General features: G+C 47.9%; 17 protein-coding genes. 5 read left to right on the top strand and 12 right to left on the bottom strand.

The window, feature by feature from the left end:
• Positions 1 to 288: 288 nt before the first annotated feature.
• The 5 genes from NG792_RS03815 to NG792_RS03795 form a co-directional block, all read right to left on the bottom strand.
• Positions 289 to 801: a MogA/MoaB family molybdenum cofactor biosynthesis protein gene (locus NG792_RS03815; RefSeq protein ID WP_261197673.1), complete on the bottom strand. Its 513-nt coding sequence runs from the start codon at positions 799 to 801 to the stop codon at positions 289 to 291.
• A gap of 47 nt (positions 802 to 848) precedes the next feature.
• The gene (gene psb28 / locus NG792_RS03810) at positions 849 to 1,184 is read right to left on the bottom strand and encodes a photosystem II reaction center protein Psb28 (protein WP_261197672.1); all 336 of its coding nucleotides are present in this window, start codon (positions 1,182 to 1,184) and stop codon (positions 849 to 851) included.
• Positions 1,185 to 1,238: 54 nt separating this feature from the next.
• Entirely contained in the window at positions 1,239 to 2,306 is a 1,068-nt protein-coding gene (locus NG792_RS03805) for an LOG family protein (RefSeq protein WP_261197671.1), read from the bottom strand.
• Positions 2,307 to 2,790: 484 nt separating this feature from the next.
• Positions 2,791 to 3,153, bottom strand: coding sequence for a thioredoxin (trxA, locus tag NG792_RS03800; RefSeq protein ID WP_263011614.1), 363 nt, complete (start codon positions 3,151 to 3,153; stop codon positions 2,791 to 2,793).
• A 317-nt stretch (positions 3,154 to 3,470) separates the two neighbouring features.
• The gene (locus NG792_RS03795) at positions 3,471 to 4,634 is read right to left on the bottom strand and encodes a GuaB3 family IMP dehydrogenase-related protein (RefSeq protein ID WP_261197670.1); all 1,164 of its coding nucleotides are present in this window, start codon (positions 4,632 to 4,634) and stop codon (positions 3,471 to 3,473) included.
• A gap of 266 nt (positions 4,635 to 4,900) precedes the next feature.
• On the opposite strand from NG792_RS03795, the gene NG792_RS03790 reads away from it, so the two are divergent.
• Both NG792_RS03790 and NG792_RS03785 read left to right on the top strand, forming a co-directional pair.
• Positions 4,901 to 5,278 (top strand): VOC family protein, encoded by a 378-nt coding sequence (locus NG792_RS03790; protein WP_261234695.1) that lies wholly within the window; start codon positions 4,901 to 4,903, stop codon positions 5,276 to 5,278.
• Positions 5,279 to 5,455: 177 nt separating this feature from the next.
• Positions 5,456 to 6,022 carry a Uma2 family endonuclease gene (locus NG792_RS03785; RefSeq protein ID WP_261234594.1) on the top strand — a complete coding sequence of 189 codons (567 nt, stop codon included), beginning with the start codon at positions 5,456 to 5,458 and terminating at the stop codon, positions 6,020 to 6,022.
• 6 nt (positions 6,023 to 6,028) lie between these two features.
• On the opposite strand, the gene NG792_RS03780 is transcribed toward NG792_RS03785, so the two are convergent.
• From NG792_RS03780 to NG792_RS03765, 4 genes are read right to left on the bottom strand one after another with little or no spacing between them, the layout of a single operon-like run.
• Positions 6,029 to 6,946: an ABC transporter permease gene (locus tag NG792_RS03780; RefSeq protein WP_261234593.1), complete on the bottom strand. Its 918-nt coding sequence runs from the start codon at positions 6,944 to 6,946 to the stop codon at positions 6,029 to 6,031.
• A gap of 45 nt (positions 6,947 to 6,991) precedes the next feature.
• Positions 6,992 to 7,954 carry an ABC transporter permease gene (locus tag NG792_RS03775; protein WP_261234592.1) on the bottom strand — a complete coding sequence of 321 codons (963 nt, stop codon included), beginning with the start codon at positions 7,952 to 7,954 and terminating at the stop codon, positions 6,992 to 6,994.
• A 59-nt stretch (positions 7,955 to 8,013) separates the two neighbouring features.
• Positions 8,014 to 9,744, bottom strand: a complete 1,731-nt coding sequence (locus NG792_RS03770; RefSeq protein WP_261234587.1) for a peptide ABC transporter substrate-binding protein — start codon at positions 9,742 to 9,744, stop codon at positions 8,014 to 8,016.
• 22 nt (positions 9,745 to 9,766) lie between these two features.
• Positions 9,767 to 10,114, bottom strand: a complete 348-nt coding sequence (locus tag NG792_RS03765; RefSeq protein ID WP_261234586.1) for a hypothetical protein — start codon at positions 10,112 to 10,114, stop codon at positions 9,767 to 9,769.
• A 299-nt stretch (positions 10,115 to 10,413) separates the two neighbouring features.
• Between NG792_RS03765 and NG792_RS03760 the strand changes: the two genes are divergently transcribed.
• Positions 10,414 to 11,298 (top strand): DUF4384 domain-containing protein, encoded by an 885-nt coding sequence (locus NG792_RS03760; RefSeq protein WP_261234585.1) that lies wholly within the window; start codon positions 10,414 to 10,416, stop codon positions 11,296 to 11,298.
• Between the two features lie 114 nt (positions 11,299 to 11,412).
• On the opposite strand, the gene NG792_RS03755 is transcribed toward NG792_RS03760, so the two are convergent.
• Both NG792_RS03755 and NG792_RS03750 read right to left on the bottom strand, forming a co-directional pair.
• A complete protein-coding gene (locus NG792_RS03755) occupies positions 11,413 to 11,838 on the bottom strand; it encodes a hypothetical protein (RefSeq protein ID WP_261234584.1) in 426 nt (141 codons plus the stop codon).
• Positions 11,831 to 12,271: a hypothetical protein gene (locus tag NG792_RS03750; protein WP_261234583.1), complete on the bottom strand. Its 441-nt coding sequence runs from the start codon at positions 12,269 to 12,271 to the stop codon at positions 11,831 to 11,833. The genes NG792_RS03755 and NG792_RS03750 overlap by 8 nt, the downstream gene beginning before the upstream one ends.
• 62 nt (positions 12,272 to 12,333) lie before the next feature.
• Here NG792_RS03750 and NG792_RS03745 point away from each other — a divergent pair, with 62 nt between their 5' ends.
• Both NG792_RS03745 and NG792_RS03740 read left to right on the top strand, forming a co-directional pair.
• Complete coding sequence (locus NG792_RS03745) at positions 12,334 to 17,166, top strand: CHAT domain-containing protein (RefSeq protein WP_261234582.1); 4,833 nt, start codon at positions 12,334 to 12,336, stop codon at positions 17,164 to 17,166.
• Between the two features lie 513 nt (positions 17,167 to 17,679).
• On the top strand, positions 17,680 to 19,035 hold the full coding sequence (locus NG792_RS03740) for an adenylate/guanylate cyclase domain-containing protein (protein ID WP_261197659.1): 1,356 nt from the start codon (positions 17,680 to 17,682) through the stop codon (positions 19,033 to 19,035).
• Between the two features lie 33 nt (positions 19,036 to 19,068).
• Here the strand turns inward: NG792_RS03740 and NG792_RS03735 are convergent, their stop codons facing one another.
• Positions 19,069 to 22,971 carry a PAS domain-containing protein gene (locus tag NG792_RS03735; protein ID WP_261234581.1) on the bottom strand — a complete coding sequence of 1,301 codons (3,903 nt, stop codon included), beginning with the start codon at positions 22,969 to 22,971 and terminating at the stop codon, positions 19,069 to 19,071.
• Positions 22,972 to 23,219 lie beyond the last annotated feature (248 nt).

Here is a 23,219-nt window from a genome sequence, read left to right as displayed (position 1 = left end):
GTCCCGGGTTGATTAAAAACGGCCAAAATCGTCAGTCCATCGGATTAGGGTTATCATGGCCTACATTCATTCCGGTTCCACTCTACCGCCTGGGGTGTTTGCTCTGGGGAGATGAAACTTAAAAAAATGCCTTTAGGGCATTGACAAATTTTAATTTTAAGGTTAATAAATAAGCTCAATTAAAGGTTGATCCCTGGACAAACCGGGAATTTTGGGCGTCGGTGGGGGACCTAAACAAGGGGGTTTTGGGCGGGCTAGGCTTTTGGAGAGAGATAGAAAATGACCGCCTCAATGTCCCGGGGATTTTACCTGTTGAGTGAGGTGAATTAATTCGGGTAAAATGAGCTGGATGAGGGCAAGTTTGACGGCCCCAGTGGAACCGGGGATGGAGAAAATTAACTTAGATTGATAAAGGCCAGCGATCGCCCGTGAGGCGATCGCCCGCGACCCGATTTCTTGATAGCTTAAGGCGCGAAAGATTTCCCCAAAACCGGGTAAAGTCTTCTCTAACAAAAGTGCGATCGCATCATAAGTCGTATCCCTCGGCGCGATCCCAGTTCCCCCATTAAAAATTACCGCCTCCAACTCCGGACGCTGACCCAGGGCGATTAGATGGGCCTGAATCAGGGCCGGTTCATCGGGAAGAATCGTATAATCCGCCACAGCATGAGCGTTTTGGAGCAGTAACTCTTGAATCAATTGCCCGCTGCGGTCTGTTTCTGGGGTGCGCGTGTCGCTAATCGTGACGATGGCGCAATTGACGGTAACCGTTTGAGAGTCGGGATGAGGGATGTTTGTCATAGAATTTTGAAGGCGATCGCCCCTGATTTGAGACCATTCTCCAAGGGTTACGCCTTGCTAAACCCTAAACCATTTTCTTTGGCATAGCGTTCCATAAAGCGCATAAACCGATCCCAATCGGCCTGAGATTTCATCACATGGGTCGCTTCGATCCCGTCAGCTTGTCCGTTAACGAATTTACCCTTGACATCCCGGCAAGCGATTTCCCCTTCTTCATCCAACAAGTACATCCCGGTAATTTCATCGGTGCTGTCCTTGTCCAGAATGGCGGGATTTTTGAAGTAAAAGGTCGCGGTTCCCTGTTTGCCATCTTTAGAGCGAGTCAGGCGCACGTCTGGGATTACCTCTTCCTTGATGCCTCGGGAAAACTGAATTTCGGTCATGTTCTTGTAAAGTTTTATAAACGACTCTGGGGATTATTTTCTCATCTTTGGGCCTTATTTGCGCTCGGGATGAGCTGATTCTACAGAATCGGAGTCGCCGAGGGTGTTAATTCGGCGAATCAGTTGGTACATCCGTCCGGCATCCCGGCGGTTAAAGAAGAAAATCAGGCGAGGGAGTAAAAAGGTTTCATCTCCGGTTTCTTCCGGTAATCCGTGGCTTTTTTCGATGATGCCTCGGACGAGGATATCGCTAAACTCTTCATTGAGTTGGGCGACTGCCTCATCGGAGAGTCCGGTTTTGAGGCGAATCACGAAGCGATCGCCTACATAGCGACTGGAGTGATAAACGCGATAGAAGCTGCGAATGGTTTCACAGGCGACCTCGACATTATCCGTAATCGTGTAAATACTGCAATCATGGGGACTGATTAAACCCCGATGCAGGAGGTGCTTGCGGATATAGGCATCCCAGTCTTTCCAGTAGTCGCCACCGGGACGGTCAATCAGGACCACGGGACAGGGACCAAAGCGCCCGGTTTGCCCTAATGTGACGCATTCAAAGGCTTCATCTTGAGTCCCGAATCCCCCAGGGAAGAGGGCGATCGCATCACTTTCCTTGAGGAAAAATAACTTGCGAGTAAAGAAGTATTTGAATTCGACTAAATTCTGAGGGTCAATATAGGGGTTCGCTTCTTGCTCAAAGGGCAGTTGAATGTTTAAGCCAAAGGAGTGGGCTGTGGTGGCCCCTTTATTGCCGGCCTCCATAATGCCACCCCCGGCACCGGTCATGACCATAAATCCCTGTTCGACGACTGCACGGCCAAAGGCTTCAGCAATTTGGTATTCGGGGGTCTCCGGTTGGATCCGCGCTGACCCAAAAATCGTAATTTTCCGGGTATGGCGATGGGGATGAAAGGCTTGGAAGGCGGCTTCCATATCGAGTAAAGCTGCACTGAGAATTTTCCAGTCCAGGCGTTCAATGTCTTCGCCCGTCAGGCGAACGAGTGTGGAGAGCGATCGCTCAATCCATTTTCTAAACTTGAGGTTTGGCAACTCGTCTACGAGTTCATTAATCTGGGCCTGGAGGCGATCGAGAGAGTCAGAAGAGTAAGGGGAAGCCATAAATATGAGAAAGGCTGCACCTTGATTCTAGCTAAAACCGATCCCCAGTGGTAGAAAAACCGATGGGGGTAGAGATTTTTCCGGCTACAGGATTAGGTCCCCCGAACAAAAACCGGGTTTCTGGCCCTGGGTTTTTGCTGATTTCTCAGAATTTTTGTTGAGCAACCTGGTTTCTAAGCCATTCTGTACCCCCGGACTCGGCGCGGTTCTGTCAGTCTTCACCGGGCGCAAGAGGGCAGAAACAATAAACCCGCCCGAGTTCAACCTAGGGCGGGATAGAGTTTGGATCCCACAGAGTCCAGCGATCGCAAAGTTGATCTGGAGGAGTCCAGTTTGAGTGGAGTCCAAAGAAAATTAAGAATTAGGCTCTAACAATTAAAAGTTTAATCTTTAGGATTCTAAATTCTTAATTCTCAATTGCCAACAGTTGGTTATGAAATCTCCAGACAATCCGGTTACTAAGGGAGTCTCGATGGTGAGTCGATTACTTTGCTATATATTTTTCTAGGGTATTAGCCAAGGTCGTCTTCGGCACTGCGCCGACCACCATATCCACCCGTTGGCCGCCTTTGAAAATCATTAAAGTAGGAATACTTCTGATTCCGTATTGGCTTGCCACGTTCGGATTTTCGTCGGTATTGACTTTAACGACTTTAACCTGACCGTCGTACTGTTGGGCGATTTCATCGACAACAGGGGCTACCATCCGGCAAGGTCCGCACCAGGGTGCCCAAAAATCTACGAGAACTGGAACCTCGCTATCAAGCACTTCTTGCTTAAAAGTAGAGTCTGTAACTTGTGCGGCTGCTGACATTGCCCTTGATTCCTTTTCTATAGGGTTTCTCAACGAGTAATTTTACCATCCTAGAACCGATCGCCTGTGTTCAGACTTTCTGGCAAGAGGGTAGCACGGGGCTAAATCTCATGTATTGAGTCGAGTTAGTTTAGGACGATTGGTTCGGATGCAGATTTTAGTTTAGTCTATTTTCGCATTTAAACAAGTCGTCCCTAATAAAAAACCGCCCGAACAGAAGTCCGGGCGGAGTGTGGTGTGAGGAGTGAACGGAAACATGCGTCTCCGCTATATTCTATTGTAAACTACAGAACGCAGTGGTGGTGTAAAACTTTGCACAATTTTTACACTACCACGGAAGGCAAGTAAATTTACTTACCCATTCCGAGTTGTTGTGCTTTTTGATAGACTTTTCCTTCGGTGAGCAAAGAAGGAGCGATCGCCACTTCCACCTGTTGCATTTCCTTCATGTCCTTAGCACCTAACGTCCCCATACTGGTTTTGAGCGCGCCAAGTAGGTTATGAGTCCCATCATCCAGACCCGCTGGCCCCCGGAGAATTTGTTCTAAACTCCCCGTACTGCCGACGCGAATCCGAGTCCCCCGAGGAAGCAGGGGAGAAGGAGTCGCCATCCCCCAGTGATAGCCCCGTCCTGGAGCTTCTTTAGCCCGTGCGAAGGGCGAGCCAATCATCACCCCATCGGCACCACAAGCAATACATTTACAAATATCTCCCCCGGTGATCAGACCCCCATCAGCGATGATGGGAACATAGACCCCGGTTTCCCGGTAAAAATTATCCCGTGCCGCCGCACAGTCAGCCACTGCCGTTGCCTGGGGAACCCCAATGCCCAAAACCCCGCGAGAGGTACAAGCGGCACCGGGTCCAATGCCTACCATAATCCCTGCTGCACCAGCTTTCATCAACTTCAGACTCACCTCATAGGTGACGCAATTTCCCAAAATCACGGGAATCGGCATTTCTTGACAAAACTTAGCCAAGTCCAGAGGGGTAATTGATTCGGGAGATAAGTGATCCGTGGAAACCACAGTCCCCTGTACGAAAAACAAATCAGCCCCAGCTTTGGCAACTGTTGCGCCATACTGGGCAGCCCCTGCCGGAGTCGCACTGACTGCGGCGATACCGCCTTGGCTCTTAATTTGATGAATACGCTTCTCGATTAACTCCGGCTGAATCGGTTTGGCATAGAGTTCCTGCATCAATCCCACAAACTCTTCTTTGCCGACAGATGCGATGCGATCGAGAATCGGTTCGGGATCTTCATACCGAGTTTGGATGCCTTCCAAATTCAGCACACCCATCGCGCCCAATTGAGAAAGCAAAACTGCCATGCGGACATCGACGACTCCATCCATCGCACTGGCGATGATCGGAATTTCTCTCTCAATCCCGCCAAGGGTCCAGCGCGTATCCGCTAAAGAGGGATCTAGCGTTCTTGTACCCGGGACTAAGGCAATCTCATCTATTCCGTATGCCCTGCGAGCTGTTTTGCCGCGCCCAATTTGAATGTCCACTGCTTCTATCCGTTCCCAAAACTATTTATGCTAGACTATCAAATTTACAGGCAAACTGACCGAGAGTTGTCATTTGTCTTAGGTCATTTGTCCTTGGTCCCTGGTTGATGGGGAGGATGGGGAGGATGGGGAGGATGGGGAGGATGCGGAGGATGGGGAGGATGCGGGAGATGGGGAGGAAGGGGAGGAAGCTTCCGGTAGCCATTTTAGGCCCGTCAGAACTTTAGAATAAGAATAGAAAGAAAGTTTATAAAACTTAAAGGATGATGAAGCTGAAACGGATCGGACATATTGCCATTCGGGTCACGGACCTCGATCGCGCGGTGCAATTTTACCACAATTTAGGCATGACCGTGGTCTGGAAGGACCCCGATTGGGCTTATTTAAAAGCTGGGGAAGATGGATTGGCCCTCCTGAGTCCTAGCTACAAACACGCGGGACCCCATTTTGGCTTCGTCTTCAGCGATCGCGCCGAAATTCAGTCCGCCTACGATCGCCTCAAAGCAGAAGGGGCCGATGTCCGGGAAATCCATGATCACCGCGATGGGACTGCCTCATTTTACGGCAAGGACCCGGATGGGAATTGGTTTGAATATCTCTACGAACCCACGGCGATCAATCAACCCGCCCGGACTACATCGTAAACCCTCTCACTTTAACTCACAGGGTGGCGAATTCCACCCTGTACCCGGATTGATATCCTCCAGATTTTGACTCGCACTACGACTTTCCTTGTGTAAAACTCTGGTTTCTCAACTCTGTGCAAAAGTTCCGAGAATTGAGGTATAATCCTTTTAAATAAACTCTACCTATAAAAACTTATGTCTTTGACCATTGACCACTTAAAAAATCTGCAATCCCAACTCAAAAATGACTCTAATGATTACCAGATAGAATTACGCGAGGGAAACCTGATTGTTATGGGTCCATCAGATATTGTTTCCAGCTACATTGGTGCACAGTTGAGTCGATTATTGGGGAACTGGGTCACCCCTCGTCGTCTGGGGTTAGTTTTTGATTCTAGCGGTGGTTTCATTCTACCGAATGCAGATTTAACGGCCCCGGATGTGTCTTATGTCTCGCGATCGCGAATGCCTCGCACAGTCCGGTATTTTAGTGAAGTGGTTCCGGATTTAGTTGTAGAGATCAAATCCCAAAGCGATCGTATTACTAAACTGCGCGAAAAAATTCAAATGTTTTTGGAACAAGGGGTAAAAGTGGGGATTTTAATCGACCCGGATGAATTAACCGTTACCCTCTATCGCCCCAATCAAACCCCCATCGTTTTTATCGACAGTGAAACCCTAACCCTTCCTGAATTGCTTCCGGGATGGGAATTACAAATTTCTGATTTATGGCCCCCAGTGTTCGAGGAAAATGGGGATTAAATAGAACTAATTACTTTGAGGGTCGAGGGCATCGCGTAATCCGTCGCCGATATAATTAATGCTGCTGACGGTGATAAAAATTGCTACTCCAGGAAAAATTGCTTGATGGGGTGAGGTTTGTAAGTAATCTCGGGCATCATAAAGCATTCGTCCCCAGGTGGGAACGTCGGGGGGAAATCCTAATCCAAAAAAGCTGAGGGTGGATTCGGTAATAATTGCATTCCCGATCGCCAAGGTAGCGGCAACAATTACTGGACCAATAATATTCGGTAAAATATGAATCCAAATAATCCGCCGGGGAGATGCACCCAAGGCACGTGCGGCGCTGACAAAATCTAATTGTTTAACGGTTAAAAATCCGGCCCGAACCAGTCTCGCCACAGACATCCAGGTGAGGGAACCAATCACTATAACAACGAGGATGAAAATACCCCATTCTGGTCCAGCAATGGCTCGAATTGGGTCACGAAACAAATAAACTACTAACAGCAGTAACGGTAACTGCGGAAGGGCTAAAAATAAGTCCGTCAGACGCATGAGTAAGGCATCAATGATGCCGCCATAATATCCCGCAACTGCACCGATGAATACGCCGACAATAATCGCTACCAACATGGCAGCAATACCAACCGCGAGGGAGATTCGTCCCCCGGATAACATTCGGGCGAGGATATCTTGACCCAGGGAATTTGTGCCAAAAGGATGATTCCAACTTGGACCTATTGAGGAACGACTGAAATCAATTTCATCAATGGTGGTGGTATAAAAGAAGGGACCGAAGATAACGCACAGGAGGATAAGAGTGAGGGCGATCGCACCCAAAACCGCCATTTTATCCTGATAAAATCTCTGCCATGCTTTTTGGCCTAACTTGGTTATGAAAGTTGGGGTAAATTCGGTTGAAATGGGGTTAACATTGGACATAATCAAAAGGGAAGGGTTAGATTAAATGATGGATTTATAACCGAATCAGGGATGATAGTTCACCCTCGGATCTAATAAAGCATAAAGCAAATCGGCGATTAAATTAAAAATTACAATTAACACCGCATAAATAAACGTAATGGCCATCACTACGGGGGTATCACTGCGGTAAATGGACTCAATTAACAGAGAACCAATTCCAGGCACTCGAAACACCTGTTCCGTAACTAATGCGCCAGTAAATACCCCAGGGATATCGAGGGCAACCAGGGTGACGACGGGAATCAACGCATTCCTTAAAACGTGTCGTTGGATGACTCTAAATTTGGATAAACCTTTGGCGTAGGCGGTGCGGACATATTGCTGATACAGTTGTTCTAAAATCGAGGACCGGATAAACCGCATTAAAATCGCCGCTTGATACAGTCCTAACACGGAAATTGGCATAATGGACTGTTTAAATTGAGCAATAAAACTGTTCCAGTCGGTTACCCTTAAAGTGCTATTATAGATAAAAGGAAACCAGTTGAGTTGAACGCTGAAAATAATGATAAATAGCACTCCGGTGAAAAAGGTGGGGAGAGAAAACCATAAAAAAGCAAAAGTTGTAGTAAGTTTATCGACTAGAGAGTAGCGGTTTAGTGCGGAGATAATTCCCAGCGGAAAGGCGACTAATATGCCTAAGAGATAGGCAGAACCAACGACCCATAATGTTGTGGGTAACCGTTGCAGTATTAAGTCGATAACGGGACTGCGACTGGTAAAAGAGTATCCCATATCTCCGGTAAAAAAGGCAATCGCCCATTTCACATATCGGATATGAATGGGTTGATCCAAACCAAAGGAACGCCGCAGATTTTCTCGCACTTCAGCGGTGATAGCAGGATTAGTGGCAAATTCTCCTAAAGGGTCTCCAGGTGCTAAGGCTAAAATGGTAAAAATGACCAAACTAATGGCAATTAAAGTGGGAATAGAAATCAGTAGACGTTTCAACAAGTAGGTTTTCATAGGCGCAAGAATAATGAATTTGAAGCAACCGCCAGGGGTTCCGTTCAACCCCCCGCTGGTTACTCTTTCCGCCGCCATTGGTGGATGTTCCAAACGACTCTATCCCAAGAGGTTAATTCCACCCCTTCTAAACTATTGCTCACGGCGATCGCATCAGCGCGATGGATTAGGGGAATCACTGCCACGTCCTTCACTAATAAATCATTCATTTGTATAAATAATTCCCCCCGAGTTTTCTGGCTTAGTTCGGTGGTAGAACGTTGCCAAAGTTTGTCATATTCTGGATTGCAATAGCGTGAAGTATTGCTACCGGACCAACTATTTTCAGGACGAGCAATTTCTTTGCAAGTGAAGGTTTGGAGGTAGCGGGTGGGGTCGGGGGAAGTGTTGCCAGTGGTCACCATTTGTAAATCAGCATAAAAGCGATTCAGGGAATCTGTATTTGATGGGTCGCCGGAGAAAAAGATACTGGCATCAATACTTTTAATTTCCATTTCTACGCCGATGGTTTTGAAGTTTTGTTTGATAATTTCCTGGGTTTTCTGTCGAACGGGGTTGACTGAGGTTTGAAACAGAACGCGCATTTCTACCCCATTTTTATCCCGGATGCCATTGCCATTGGTATCCCGCCAACCTGCTTTTTCTAGTAATGCTGCTGCTTGTTCTAGGTTAAATTCAAATCGGGTATTGGGGGAGAGATAGGTGGGTGGAGAGACGAGAAAATTAGGGGTGGGAGTGCCAGTGACACCATAGAGTTGCTGAGAAATGGTATTGCGGTCGATCGCCAGGTTGAATGCCTGTCTAACTTGGCGATCTCTGAAGAAGGGATGGGGAAATTCTAAACTAGAGCGATCGCCTGCCGCTGTTGCACGATTGGGGTCGGTTTGATTCAGTTGAATCCGTTCGCTTAATGGACCAAAAATGGCCATGACTTGTCCTTGTCCCCCCGCTTCTAATTGTTCTAAAACTTGCGGTTCGACTTGCAAACCATAAGCATAATCCGCATCTCCCGTTTGTAAAACCGCCCTTGCTGCGGAAGTAGAATCCCCACCGCCTTTGAGTTCAATTCGCTGAAAATAGAGGGTTTCTGCTTCTCGGAAATAGGGATTGGATTCATAAACCACCGTATCCCCGGGTCGAAATTCGACGACGCGATAAGGACCCGTTCCCACAGGTAATAAATTACCCGGTGCTTGGCGAGAATTTGCGCCGGTATAATCCGCAAAAATATGTTGGGGTAAAATCATCCCTTCGGACCCGACAAAGGGTAAAAACCAACCGGGATTAACCGCATTAAAATTAACTTTAACGGTTAGGGAGTCAACTGCTTCCACTGAGGCGATCGCATCATAATTGGAAGAATTTCCCGAAGCAGTTTCAGGGTTGGAGATAAATTCATAAGTAAACACCACATCAGCGGCAGTGAAGGGAGTACCATCGGACCATTGTATATCCGGTTTGAGTTTCCAGGTTACCGATAAACCATCTGCCGCTACTCCCCCATTTTCCACGGTGGGAACTTCTGCCGCCAAAACGGGGATTAACTCCCCCTGATTATTGAACGTTGCCAGAGGTTCTAAAGTGATTCGACTCGCTTCCCAATCCTTGAACCCGATAGATAAATGAGGATTGAGAATCGTTGGCGCTTGCCAGTAGAGTAAGCGGAGGACCTCCGGTTGTTGGGTTTGGCGGGTGGGGTTCGTCCCGCATCCTGACAACAGGGATGCAGCGAGAAACGGTAGCGCCAACAGTGGCAGGATAAAAGGACGGCGATCGCGCTTCTTTTTCAAATTTTTCCCTCCCAGTGACGGTTTAAAACTCTACAGTATCAAGAAAATCCGGTTTTGTCTTGGGAGGGACCACGGCGATTAACGGCATCCGGTTCACGGTCCCCCCTCCCGGATTCACGGAACCCGGTGCACCCGGGACCGAACCCAGTCCTTTCAGTACACAAAAGGCGATCGCCACCGGCAACAAGGCGATCGCTTTTTGACGCGGGGTAGAAGTGCGATCGGTTTTGTCTCCAGTCCAGTGCCACAATAAGCAGATAACGCTCAATGCACAACCAAAATAACTATCAATATACAGTCCTATTAAATTCGGGATAACGCATTCCATCAGTTGCCAGAATTTTGGGTCTTGGGGGATTTTGTTGCTCATGGGTTCAACTCCGAACGGCTATATCCCCATTAAATGGATTGCTTAAATTGATGTAAATCGGCTGTAAATCAAAAGATATATGGGTTTGTTTTTTGGAGGAATAGTTGTTTCCAAAAACCAATTAAATTCATTAAAATCTATGAAAATCAAAGCAAATAATGTAAAATAAAAACAAATAAAACTTTTCATAGTGGGAAATTTTTTACACCCTATTAGACCCAGATAATGCTAAGGTATGGATAGGAATAAACCCGGCCCTTCCCTAGAGGAGTGGCCCTTAAAACCTGGGGAGAAAAGACATGATTGCACTGACAGCAGACAATTCATTACAAGAACGATTCCTCAACAACTTCACCAACCAAGTCATCTGGCAGCAAGGCAACGATACCCAGCGCCTCTGCTGTGGGTTGCGCTTTCATCCACTCCACCGCGATAAAACCAGTGCGAAAGTCGCAGAAGAGATGGACGTTTTATTGAATGGTACTTTTGCCGCTACAAATATGCCTGGAACTTTAGGAGAAGTCGTCAAAAAGATAAAAGAACGATTTGGCGACACGATGAAAGCGGATGGAGTGCCCGTTGATTTGTTGACCCGAAAACCAGGCAGACAAAAGCAGGATCCGGATGCCAAATCCCCTTGGCAAATCATTTATGATTGGTTGTGGGAAATAGACTTTCCTCGGCAGGGGTGGAAATTGGCGGAGGAAACGGCGACTTATGCGATGGAAGAATTGCAGATGATTGATTTAAAATCCCAGGACCGGGATGTGTGCTTGAATGGGGTGAAAAACCCGGTGACAATTTACAAAGGGGAAGAATATGCCTTACAGGTGGATTTCCCGGAAACGGGTCATTTGCTCTTGATTAATCAGGGGGTATCCGGTAAGCGATATTGCCTTTGTCCCTCCCTAGCATTTTCGTCAGAGACGCAGATTTTGCCAGATAAAAAGCTGCATATTCCCGGTATCAAGGCGTTAGCGAGTTCTTTGCAATATACGGATATTGGGAACGAGTATTTTCTGGCAATTCTGACAGACCATCCGGTTCAGTTATCCTGGGTGAATCCGAATTATAAACCGGGAGATATTGTCGTCACCGAGGAACGATTGCGGGAGATATTTCAGCAGGTGGGACGGCAGTGGAATGCCCGGGTATTTTCTAAGAAGTTTGAGGTGGTGGAGTAATTTAGGGGAATGGATAGAATTGGCATCGGTTCCAATTTGTAGCGATGGAGTCACCCAAAAAACCGGCGGGTGTTTAAATCTCCGCCGGTTGATGCCACCGTTCCTAACCGCAGATTAGGCAACGAATGTTTTTTCCCGAGATGCAATTAAAGGAGTCAAATCAATGCCTTTCCAATCTTTAATAAATTCACAGATGATTTCCGGAGTAAAGGTTTCCCTGCCTCTAAAAAACTCAAATTGTTTGGTGTGAACATTCAGGAGAAAGTGCAAAACATTACAATGGTCTTTCACCCCAAAGGGGCAATCACCCGCTTTCCAGTTATCCACACTGGCAGCATAGTCAGAAATCGCCGTGAGTGCAAGTTCTATCTCGCTATCATGCTGTTGGCACAAATCCAGTAACTCGAATGGATCCTGGGCAACTTCGCACAGCAGATGGAGGGCTTCACAAGGAAGAGTGGAACGCTGACCTTGAATGGTTTTTAAAGATTTGCAAACCTCTAAAGATTGGTGAAATTTTTCGAGAGATGATTTATTCATGATATCTCCTTTGTTTTAAAAGTTCAGACCAAGGATATCTTGCTTGTGCCAGATTGTGGGCATTTTCTGTATTCATCCCTTGATTGACGACTAGATTAGATTCAAAAACCTCATGTCTGAGTAAAACTTCATCAATGTCTATCTCTTGTCCTGATGCCATTCTAGTCCATGCCGCTGCCATATCTTCGTCCGGAAGAAACTGATTCAGCGAAACTCCCCTGCCAAAGGCATAGTCTTTCGCCCGTTCAACTTCTTCAACACTCAAGCGGTAGCGACTGGCAATTTGATAAACATCATCTGTTACTTCCATAATTTTATCATAGGCTATGATGATTTTTTGGAGATATTTGCGCTCATACTTATCGAGATGCTCCCATCGGTCCGGAGGCAGAGAGTTGGTTGGTTTGGGGTTGGGTTCGGGAATATTAGACAAGGGAATAGGCCAAATTTTGAGCTGACGTAATATTATTTTACACAAGTATTGGAGGTTGACTAATGTTTGATAATCTAGTTGAGGAAGTTAATTCTCTGTATGAAAAGGCATTAACAGCCTATGAAAACGGTCACTATGAGCAAGGGATTCAATTGGCTCAACAAGCGTGTGAACTGGGTAAATTGGCTTTCAGCACGGATAATCATAACTATGCCACGCTCTTAAATATGCTGGGGCAACTATACCTAAAAATGCGGCGGTTGACGGATGCTGAACCTCTTGTGCGACAAGCAATGGAGATTCGGAAGGTGCAGTTGGGTCAGAATCATCCCAGCTATGCCACCAGTTTGAACAATTTGGCGGGACTGTACTATGAAATGGGGCGGTTGACGGAAGCTGAACCCCTTTTCCGGCAAGCAATGGAGATTCGGAAGGTACAGCTGGGTCAGAATCATCCCAGCTATGCCGCCAGTTTAAACAATTTGGCGGGACTGTACTATGAAATGGGACGGTTGAGGGAAGTTGAACCCCTTTTCCGGCAAGCAATGGAGATTAGGAGAGTGCAGTTGGGTGAGAATCATCCCGACTATGCCGACAGTTTGAACAATTTAGCGTCACTGTGCCAGAAAATGGGGCGGTTTACGGAAGCTGAACCTTTTTACCGGGAAGCAATGGAGATTCGCAAGGTGCAGTTGGGTCAGAATCATCCCAGCTATGCCACCAGTTTAAACAATTTGGCGGGACTGTACTATGAAATGGGGCGGTTTACGGAAGCTGAACCCCTTTACTGGCAAGCAATGGAGATTCAGAAGGTGCAGTTGGGTCAGAATCATCCCAGCTATGCTGCCAGTTTGGACAACTTGGCGTTACTGTACCGGGAAATGGGGCGGTTGACGGAAGCTGAACCCCTTTACTGGCAAGCAATGGAGATTTGGAAGGCACAGTTGGGGGAGAATCATCCCGACTATGCTACCAGTTTGAGCGGGTTGGCAACACTATACGATTCAATGGGGCGATTTACGGAATCTGAAACCCTTCACCGGCAAGCAATGGAGATTCAGAAGGTGCAGTTGGGTGAGAATCATCCCGACTATGCCACCAGTTTGAACAATTTGGCGGAAATGTACCGGAAAATGGGGCGGTTGACGGAAGCTGAACCGCTTCACCGGCAAGCAATGGAGATTCGTCAGGTTCAGTTGGGCGAGAATCATCCCGACTATGCTCAAAGTTTGAACAATTTGGCGCTACTGTACTATGAAAGGGGGCGATTTACGGAAGCTGAACCACTTTACCGGCAAGCAATGGAGATTCGTCAGGTTCAGTTGGGTGAGAATCATCCCCTTTATGCCCAAAGTTTGAACAATTTAGCGTTACTGTGCCAGGAAATGGGGCAGTTGACGGAAGCTGAACCGCTTTACCGGCAAGCAATGGAGATTCGTCAGGTTCAGTTGGGTGAGAATCATCCCGACTATGCCGACAGTTTGAACAATTTAGCGTCACTGTGCCAGAAAATGGGGCGGTTTACGGAAGCTGAACCTTTTTACTGGGAAGCAATGGAGATTCGTCAGGTTCAGTTGGGTGAGAATCATCCAAGCTATGCCCACAGTTTGAACAATTTAGCGTCACTGTACCGGAAAATGGGGCGGTTGACGGATGCTGAACCTCTTGTGCAACAAGCAATGGAGATTCGTCAGGTGCAGTTGGGTCAGAATCATCCCCTCTATGCCCAAAGTTTGAACAATTTGGCGGGACTGTACTATGAAATGGGGCGGTTTACGGAAGCTGAACCTTTTTACCGGGAAGCAATGGAGATTAGGAGAGTGCAGTTGGGTGAGAATCATCCCGACTATGCCACCAGTTTAAACAATTTGGCGGCACTGTACCATGCAATGGGACGGTTTACGGAATCTGAGTCCCTTTACCGGCAAGCAATAGAGATTGAGAAGGAGCAGTTGGGTGAGAATCATCCCGACTATGCCACCAGTTTGAATAATTTGGCGGAACTGTACCGGAAAATGGGGCGGTTGACGGATGCCGAACCCCTTCACCGGGAAGCAATGGAGATTCGTCAGGTTCAGTTGGGTGAGAATCATCTCAACTATGCCCAAAGTTTGAACAATTTGGCGCTACTGTACCATGCAATGGGGCAGTTTACGGAATCTGAGCCCCTTTTGCGGCAAGCAATGGAGATTAGGAGAGTGCAGTTGGGTGAGAATCATCCCGACTATGCTGGCAGTTTGAACAATTTGGCGGGACTGTACCTGGCAATGGGGCGGTTTACGGAATCTGAACCCCTTTTCCGGCAAGCAATCGAGATTGAAAAGCTGCAATTGGGTGAGAATCATCCCGACTATGCCCACAGTTTGTACAGTTCAGCGGAACTGTATCGGGCAATGGGGCGGTTTACCGATGCTAAAACCTTTAACCGGCAAGCAATGGAGATTCGGAAGGTGCAGTTGGGTGAGAATCATCCAGACTATGCCGCCAGTTTGTACCATTTAGCTGCACTCATGGCGGCAACCGATCGCCCTCAAGAAGCATTCCAACTCATGCAGCAGGCAACCCAAATTCAAAACCGGACGATTGGTGAAATCTTATCTATCAGCAGTGACAGGCAACGCCTGGAATATATGCAGCAAAACTATTGGCAGTTAGAGATATTTCTCTCTCTAATTACCCAATATTTGCCGGAGGAGGCAACAGCGAAACAAGCGGCGTTGGATTTGGTGTTGCGGCGCAAGGGGTTGGCGACGGAGGCGGGTTTATTGCTGCGATCGCTCATCTTCTCCGGACGTTACCCGCACCTGATGCCGGAATTTGAGAAATTGCGCCAATTGATTCAGCAAGTGAGCTTTTTGACGACCCAGATGCAGAATCAATCCGGGGAACGGTTGTCCGGTTATCGGGCAGAATTGGCAAGGGTCACCCAGGAACGTGAGGAGGTGGAACGATCGCTGAGTCGTCAAATGCCGGAGATGAACCTGCAAATGCACTTGAATCATGCCAGTCGGGAGGCGATCGCCCAAGCTCTCCCCAAGGGGTCAACTCTGGTGGAGTTTGTGCGATTTTATGTCTTTAATTTCAAGGCAGTGAAAGCGCATGGGGATAAACAATGGTTTCCAGCGCGATATCTGGCGTTTGTGTTACCCGCAGGAGAGGCGGCAGGGGTGGAAATGATTGATTTAGGGGAGGCAGACGAGATTGATCGCCTCTGTCAGACATTCCGCCTCTCGGTTTCTGACAAGGAACAGTCTCACCCCGATCGCGACATGGCGTTTAACTTACCGAAGGACAAAACCCCCGTGGGAAAAGCACCTGACCCGGTTTCCCCAATGCTCTACACCACCTCGGAAGGGCAGGAATTGTATCAAACGCTGATTGTCCCCCTGAAACGCTATCTGCAAGACTATCAGACAGTATATATTGCTCCCGATGGGGAATTGACCACCCTGCCTTTTGGGATTTTGTCCCAGGAGGGAACAGCCTATTTGATGGATGAGTATGGGTTGCGCTATCTGAGTGTGGGGCGAGATTTGTTGCGGTTCCAGTTCCCGATTCCCGTGAACTATACGGACTCGTTAGTGATTGCCAATCCCGATTATAATTTGCGGGTGGAGGGATTAAAACTGCCCAATCTGCCGCAAGCGATCGCCCAGGAGATGACTCCCCCACCGCCCCAAATCAAGGGATTAAAACCGCCCAAGCAGCCGCAACCGATCGCCCAGGAGATGATGTTAGCAGTGGCAGGGGCGATCGCGTTTCTCTCCTATTTCATCTTATTAGCTGTCTTTCCGATGGCAATTTTGCTGCTGGTTTTCGGGATACTTTGGTTGGCGGTGGTGGTCCACAATGCTTCCTATGGCGATCGCTTACACCAGTTTGAGAAACAAGCGCGAGAGTACGATCGCCAGGTGACTCAACCGATAACCCCTGAAGGGGTTACTACAAACGTTCGTAGTGACTCCTTTAGGAGTCAACCCATCCCGATTCAACCGACTCAACCCGCCTCCCCCGTTTCTGAGGAAGTGCGATCGTTATTGCGGGAGTTGGGAGAGGGTCCCGGTGAAGTCTTTACCAAGCTGCCAGGGACGCAAATTGAAGGAAAGTTGATAGCTGAATTATTGGGCGTTCCTCTCTATACAGAAGCCCAGGCGGTAAAATCCTTGCTGTCTCGGTGTCGATCGCCCAAAATTGTCCATATTGCCACGCACGGTTATTTTCTCCCCATTGACCAAACTCCCCCAGACTGGGGAATGTTGCCACAAATTCTGGGAAGTGAGACAACCCCAGGGATGCCGTTATCGGTTCGCAGTCGATACCGGGTGGAGTTCCAGGACCCGATGACGCGATCCGGTTTAGCCTTGGCTGGGGCGAATACGGCGCGGCAAGGGGGCATTTTGCCGGAACCGGCGGAGGAGGGGGTGTTGACGGCACAGGGTGCATTCCAGGTGGATTTAACCGGGACTCGGTTGGTGGTGCTATCGGCTTGTAATACAGCCTTGGGAGATCAGACCATTGGTGAGGGGGTACTGGGATTACGGCGCTCTTTTATTGTGGCGGGTGCAGAAACCGTGGTGATGAGTCTGTGGAGTGTTCCCGATGTACCCACGGCAATTTTAATGGAACGATTTTATCACAATTTGTTTCAGACGGATTGGGGTCGCACTGAGGCATTGGAGGAGGCACAACGCTATTTACAGCAGATTACTATTGCGAAAATTCGGGCGGAATGGTTAACGGAGGAGGCAATTAACGAGGTTGCGCAGCATAGTGAAGAAAGTGCTATCTGGTTAAAAATTTTAAGCACAAAACCGGATGATTTTCGACCCTTTGCTGGGGTCAAATATTGGGCGGCATTTGTTTGTATTGGTAATCCCAGTCTCTTTCCTAAATAGGCAAGCCCGCAGGCTGAAGCCTGGGGCTATACGGACGAAGCCCGCCTGCGCGGGCTAATGGAGAAAATCGAGTTTTTGCAACGGGATTGGGTATCAAAAACTGGGTTTCTTGTCCGGTTTTTCTAATCGAGTCCGGATGCGATCGCGTATCCAGGTATCTAGGAGTTAGAAACCCGGTTTCTAATAATGAAGGCGGTTTTAAAAGTTACTATATCATCCAAAATCCAGACCGAAAAATTAGTGTTTATAAACCAGCCCGCGCAGGCGGGCTTTGTCCGTATAGCCCCACCCTTTAGGGTGCGGGGTTCTTATCAAAAAAAGTAGTTTTTATAAACCAGCCCGCGCAGGCGGGCTTTGTCCGTATAGCCATACCCTTTAGGGTGCGGGTTTTACAACAGAAAGGGTGACTTGCCAATAATGCTACACTCAGAAGATTAATTACTGGGAGCAAAATGTGGCACACTCAGGAGAATAGATTGGCATTCAATTCCCTCAACCGGATGGCAAACTCTCATGCAGCATGACTTTCTTGAAAACAACCCGGTAGCGTCCCGGCTGACCAAGATACTCAAGTCCCCCCTCTCTCCCCATACCTCCCGTGATGCGGAATATGAGGCATGGCGGGACCGTTTTATGCGGAAGCGTCTGGATGTGGGATTGTGGATTGGATTGATGGCTTTTTTGAGTTCCAGTCTGCTACAAGTGAGCAATTTATTGTTTCGTCCAGAGGAATTTAGGCCGGACTGGTTGCGATCGCAGGTGATGATTGAACTCAGTTTACTGTTATGTTTGTTACTTCAGCATAGCAAATTAGGTCGCCGATATCCAAGTTTAGTCTTTCTCGCCTTTTATTGGGTGGTGACGGTTCTTCCGCAAATTGAGCGTACTTTGTCTGGAGTTGCTCAACCAGAACTCTTAGTTTGGACGATTATGTTTTTCGGGCAGGCGACGTTTACTCCGGTGCGTTGGTATCTTCATCTAGCGGCTCAATTGGGTGTATTTGTGTACTATTTGGGGGTAAATTCGCTCCTGGGAGTAACCTTCAGCAACTCAATAACTTGGATGAAGCCTTCCGTAATGGCTTTGTATTTCTTCTGGGTCTGTTTTATTGGCAATTTATCAGTCTATTTATATGAACGATTACAAAAAGCAGAGTTTAAAGCCCGGTGGGATTTAGAGGAGGCTTATGCTCAACTGGAGGAGGAACAAAAACTTTCAGAAAGTTTATTACTGAATGTTCTACCCCACTCGATCGCCACTCGGTTGAAACAAAATCCCAAAAATTTGGCGGATAGTTACACGAATGTTTCGGTTTTGTTTGCAGATATTGTCGGGTTTACGGAACTTTCTTCCCATATTTCCCCTTGGGAATTAGTGGAATTGCTCAATCAGATTTTCTCGGAGTTTGATGCTTTGGCCGAGTTGCATCAGTTGGAGAAGATTAAAACCATTGGCGATGCCTATATGGTGGTTTCAGGATTGCCGGAACCTCGGGAGGATCATGCTCAAGCTATTGCTGATATGGCTTTGGATATGCAGCGGGCGATCGCCACATTTAACCAAAAAACTGGGCAGAATTTTCGCATCCGCATCGGCATTGCTACGGGTCCAGTAATTGCCGGAGTAATTGGCATTAAAAAATTTATTTATGATTTGTGGGGAGATACGGTTAATCTGGCTTCCCGAATGGAATCTCACGGCATTCCTGGGGCGATTCAAGTGACCCAGGAAACCTATGAGTTTTTGAAAGGCGAGTATTTGTTTCAGGAACGGGGGAAAGTATTGATTAAGGGGAAGGGAGAAATGACAACTTATTTATTGACTGGGAAAAATCCGGGGGTTGTTGAGGCTGGAAACCCGGGGAATTAAGGGGATTAATTCTCCCGGATGTTAAGGGCAGGATTATTTTTTCCGCAGTTGTCCCACCACTTCAACCAAATGCCTAGGGTCAATGGGTTTGGGGATATGCATCTGAAATCCGGCAGCGAGGGCGAGAATACGGTCCTCGGTGCGAGTATAGGCAGTGAGAGCGGCAGCGGGAATTTTTCCCCCTTGTTCTGGGGGTAAAGTGCGAATTTGGCGAATTAAAGTATAGCCATCTTCTCCGGGCATTCCGATATCACTGAGGAGGATTTCCGGTTGCCTTTCTTGGATTAAGGCGATCGCCTCGGCAGAGGAGGCAGCGGCAAATACTTCGGCACCGTATTGTTCCAAGGCGGTGATTAAAAACTCCCGAGTATCAAATTCATCATCCACGACTAATATTTTTAACCCCGCCAGTTCTGAAAAGGATTGATCGCACTCCACTGATGACGACCCGGAACATTGCTCCTCTATCCCATTGCTGGTATCTTGTAAGCAGGGGAGTTGCACCACAAAGGTAGAACCTTTTCCTGGTCCGGGACTGTCGGCAAAAATCTGGCCGCCATGCAGTTCGACGAGGTTGCGGACGATCGCCAGTCCTAATCCTAACCCCCCATGCGATCGCGTGGTTTTGCTATCCGCTTGCCGGAACCGTTCAAACATATAAGGCAGAAATTCCGGTTCGATGCCAATTCCGGTATCCATAATCCGGATTTGTATCCAGTTTTCCACCCGTTCTAGGCAAATCTCCACAAGTCCGCCTTCTGGGGTGAATTTTACAGCATTGGAGAGCAGATTCCAGATGACTTGTTGGAGGCGATCGCCATCTGCGGAAACCAATCCCACCTCAGACTCAAGGGCCGTTACCAACTTGATTTTTTTAATTTCTGCCGTAGGACGCACGGTATTGATGGCCGCTTCAATGGCGGGGATTAATTGCAACGGACGCAGGTAGAGGCGAATTTTGCCACGAATGATGCGCGAAATGTCCAGGAGGTCTTCAATTAACTGGGTTTGCATTTCGGCGTTGCGTTCGATGGATTCCAGGGCCTGAGCCATTTTTTCCGGGTTGAGTTTGCGGCGACGCAGCAACCGAGACCAGCCTAAAATCGCATTCAAGGGCGATCGCAACTCGTGAGAGACAATTGCCAAAAATTCGTCTTTCATGCGACTAGCAGCTTCTGCCTGCTTGCGGGCTTCCTGTTCGCGCAAGAGCAACTCCTCGCGCTGGCGTTCGGCTAACTTGCGATCGCTAATATCGTAGAACATCACCACCCCAGCGACAATCCCTCCCGCTAAATTCTTCACGGGTTTAGCACTCACGCACAAAATCTGAGACGGTCCATGAGTGAGGGGAATTTCGATTTCTTCATCAATAATCGTCTCACCGAAAGTAATTGCCCGAAACATCGGGAATTCTTGGGGTTGATAGGGTCGTCCGTCGGGATGCAATCCTAGGAACAAGTGATAGTCTTCTAGGTTGTGTTCTTCGGCGATCGCTTCATCCCAAATCGCTTGCGCTTGCTTGTTACTCAGAAGAATTTTCCCCGAAGGAGCCTCCGCCACGATCGCACCGGCGGGCATTTGTTGCAGGACCGCTTTGAGCAGTTGTTGCTCAAATTCCAGTTGTTTGAGGAGGCGATCGCGTTCTTCCTCGGCCTTTTTCCGTTCGGTAATATCCAGGAGAACTCCCCCCATCCCAACCGCCGTCCCTCTGTCATCATAAAAAGCTCGGCCTTTTGCCGCAATCCACCTCACCGATTCGTCCCTTCGGATAATTCGATACTCGATGTCATAATCCGCCTGCTCAGTAATCGCACGTTGTATGGCCCGATTCACCCGGTCCTCGTCCTCGGGATGGACACATTCAAAGAACTGAGCATATTTAATCACCGTCGAGAGTAGATCCAGTCCAAATATTTCTAAACATCTCCGGGACATAGAAATTTCTTGGCAGCCTAAATCGTAATCCCACAAGCCTAATTTCGCCGATTCCAAAGCCAATCGTAGCCGTTCCTGGTTGCGCTCAGAAGTAGCCTTAGCGAGTTTATATTCCGTGATGTCGCGACTGAGAGACAAAACCGATTCTACAGCGCCATAGCGATCAAATTCTGGAACTAAGCGAGACTGATAATATCGAGTCAACCCGTTGACATCAGTTAAGTCCCACTCGATTTCCCCTTCCTGCCCCGTGGCAAAGACTTGGGCAATGGCCCCTTGACAATCTGACGACTGGCTTCCGGCAAAAGTGAGTTCTGGGTTACTTGTGCTGAGAAACTGTTCCGGAGAGCGCCCGGTGACTCGGTATATGGCTCGGTTTACATACAAAGGACGCATTTTCGGGTCAAATCGGGCAATAATATCCGGTGAATTTTCCGCCAAGGCTTTAAATTCTCGTTCCCGTCGGTAGAGTTCATTTTCCACTTGTTTGCGTTCAGTGATATCGCGCCAGGTTGCCAGAAATCCATCTCCAAATGGAACGCTTCGGATATCAAATGCTTTGGGGACTCCCGTTGCGGTAGTGAGTGTTTCGTCCACAAAGGAATCTTTCACCAAGGGTTGTCTGGTTTCCACAACTCGGCAATATTCCTCCAAAAGTCCGGTGGTTCGGTGTCCGGGAAATAAATCGCCGAGTCTTTTCCCTTCATGTTCTTCCCGAGTCAATCCATTGCTGGCACAAGTTGCGGCATTGACATATTCAATGCGGAAGTCTATAATTTTTCCAGATTCATCCCGCACTGACGTATAGATTCCAAAACCATCCAGCAAGTTTTCCACCGAGGTCCGGAAAAGTTCTTCTCGTTTTTGTAATTCCGTTTCCGCTTTTTTGCGATCGCTGATATCGAGGGTTGTGCCAATCACCCGCACTGGTTTCCCGGCTTCATCCCGCAGAATTGCTCCGCGATCGGACACATCCAAATATCTCCCATCTTGGTGTCGCAGGCGGTATTCTATATCAAAGCGATTGTCATGTTCTAATGCCTTATTTATCGCAATAAAGGCCGGTTCTAAGTCATCGGGATGGATCAGAGAAAGCCACCATTGAGCATCTTGTTGGTCGTTGCCTAAGGGATAGCCTAATAATTGGGTAAGGCTTTCACTGCGAACCACCCGCTTACTCTCTAAATCCCAGTCATAAATCACACAATTGACGGCAGTTGAAGCGAGTTGATACCGCTCATTGGTGTGTAAAAAATCCTGTTCTATCTGCTTGCGTTCGGTGATATCTTCGACAATTCCTGCCACTCGATGCACCGCTCCCGTGCGATGCTCACGAATTGGAAAGGCTCGCGATCGCACCCAGCGGACCGTTCCATCAGGATGAACCGTGCGATATTCTTCATTATATTCCCCGCTGGCCTGTTTAGCTAAAGCCGTTCTGACGCGATCGCGGTCATCAGGATGTACTCCCTCCAAAAACGAGTAGGGTTGTTGATACAAACTCTCTCGCGATCGCCCCCACATCTTTTCATATTGAGGACTGACATAAAAAACTTTGGTTTTCTCCGGGTCAGTCATCCAAATCAGGCAATCAATATTTTCAGCAATCTGTCGGAATTGTTCCTGAGTATTTTCTAACCCCAAAGCATATAATTCGGCCTTTTGTCGGGAGGTATAAAGTGCAGAAATCAGCCAACTAATTCCTACTCCTTCTAGCAAAAATACCCCCAAGGCTAAAGTTTGCCCAGAGCTATGTGTTCCGAAGGAATAAAAAGGTAACAAGAAGAAATATTCACCGCAAGCTGCCGCTAAGAATGTAGCCAGCAATCCCGCCTGAAGTCCTCCATACCAAGCACTCACCGCCACCGTCGCGCTGAACAACAAAAACGGGTTGTTTGTCATCAGTTCTGAAGAAATTAAAAACTTCAGTATCAAAGACACGACTACCATTGCCACAGCAAAACTATAGCGCCGGATCGGTGAGCGTGATTGTTCCAACATTGATTTCCTCGCTAGGGGGACACGAGTCTTTTGAATTAAGACCCCATTGCTTCAGCCAGATTACTCTCTAAATAGGGTACCCACTCGGAAAAACGAGAGAAATCTTTCACAACAGGAGTGACCAGGGTAAGTCCCAATCGCCACCTATTTTGGCAATTATAGCGGCTTTTACTCCCTTCTAGAACTGACGGTGACTCAGAATTTGCCGGGGATAAACTAGGCGATCAGGGCGGGTTTTGTGTTCCTGT

Source organism: Laspinema olomoucense D3b, from assembly GCF_025370785.1.
In the GTDB taxonomy this organism is placed as follows: domain Bacteria; phylum Cyanobacteriota; class Cyanobacteriia; order Cyanobacteriales; family Laspinemataceae; genus Laspinema; species Laspinema olomoucense.
The sequence above is the reverse complement of the archived record's forward strand: the minus strand, read 5'-3'. Positions and strand labels throughout refer to the sequence as shown.

Bases quoted from the DNA above. Each gene is read 5' to 3' on its own strand.
- NG792_RS03755 (WP_261234584.1), bottom strand. From the start codon at position 11,838: ATGAATAAATCATCTCTCGAAAAATTTCACCAATCTTTAGAGGTTTGC.
- NG792_RS03815 (WP_261197673.1), bottom strand. From the start codon at position 801: ATGACAAACATCCCTCATCCCGACTCTCAAACGGTTACCGTCAATTGC.
- NG792_RS03785 (WP_261234594.1), top strand. From the start codon at position 5,456: ATGTCTTTGACCATTGACCACTTAAAAAATCTGCAATCCCAACTCAAA.
- NG792_RS03735 (WP_261234581.1), bottom strand. From the start codon at position 22,971: ATGTTGGAACAATCACGCTCACCGATCCGGCGCTATAGTTTTGCTGTG.
- psb28 (WP_261197672.1), bottom strand. From the start codon at position 1,184: ATGACCGAAATTCAGTTTTCCCGAGGCATCAAGGAAGAGGTAATCCCA.
- NG792_RS03780 (WP_261234593.1), bottom strand. From the start codon at position 6,946: ATGTCCAATGTTAACCCCATTTCAACCGAATTTACCCCAACTTTCATA.
- NG792_RS03765 (WP_261234586.1), bottom strand. From the start codon at position 10,114: ATGAGCAACAAAATCCCCCAAGACCCAAAATTCTGGCAACTGATGGAA.
- NG792_RS03805 (WP_261197671.1), bottom strand. From the start codon at position 2,306: ATGGCTTCCCCTTACTCTTCTGACTCTCTCGATCGCCTCCAGGCCCAG.
- NG792_RS03740 (WP_261197659.1), top strand. From the start codon at position 17,680: ATGCAGCATGACTTTCTTGAAAACAACCCGGTAGCGTCCCGGCTGACC.
- NG792_RS03745 (WP_261234582.1), top strand. From the start codon at position 12,334: ATGTTTGATAATCTAGTTGAGGAAGTTAATTCTCTGTATGAAAAGGCA.
- NG792_RS03760 (WP_261234585.1), top strand. From the start codon at position 10,414: ATGATTGCACTGACAGCAGACAATTCATTACAAGAACGATTCCTCAAC.
- NG792_RS03790 (WP_261234695.1), top strand. From the start codon at position 4,901: ATGAAGCTGAAACGGATCGGACATATTGCCATTCGGGTCACGGACCTC.
- NG792_RS03775 (WP_261234592.1), bottom strand. From the start codon at position 7,954: ATGAAAACCTACTTGTTGAAACGTCTACTGATTTCTATTCCCACTTTA.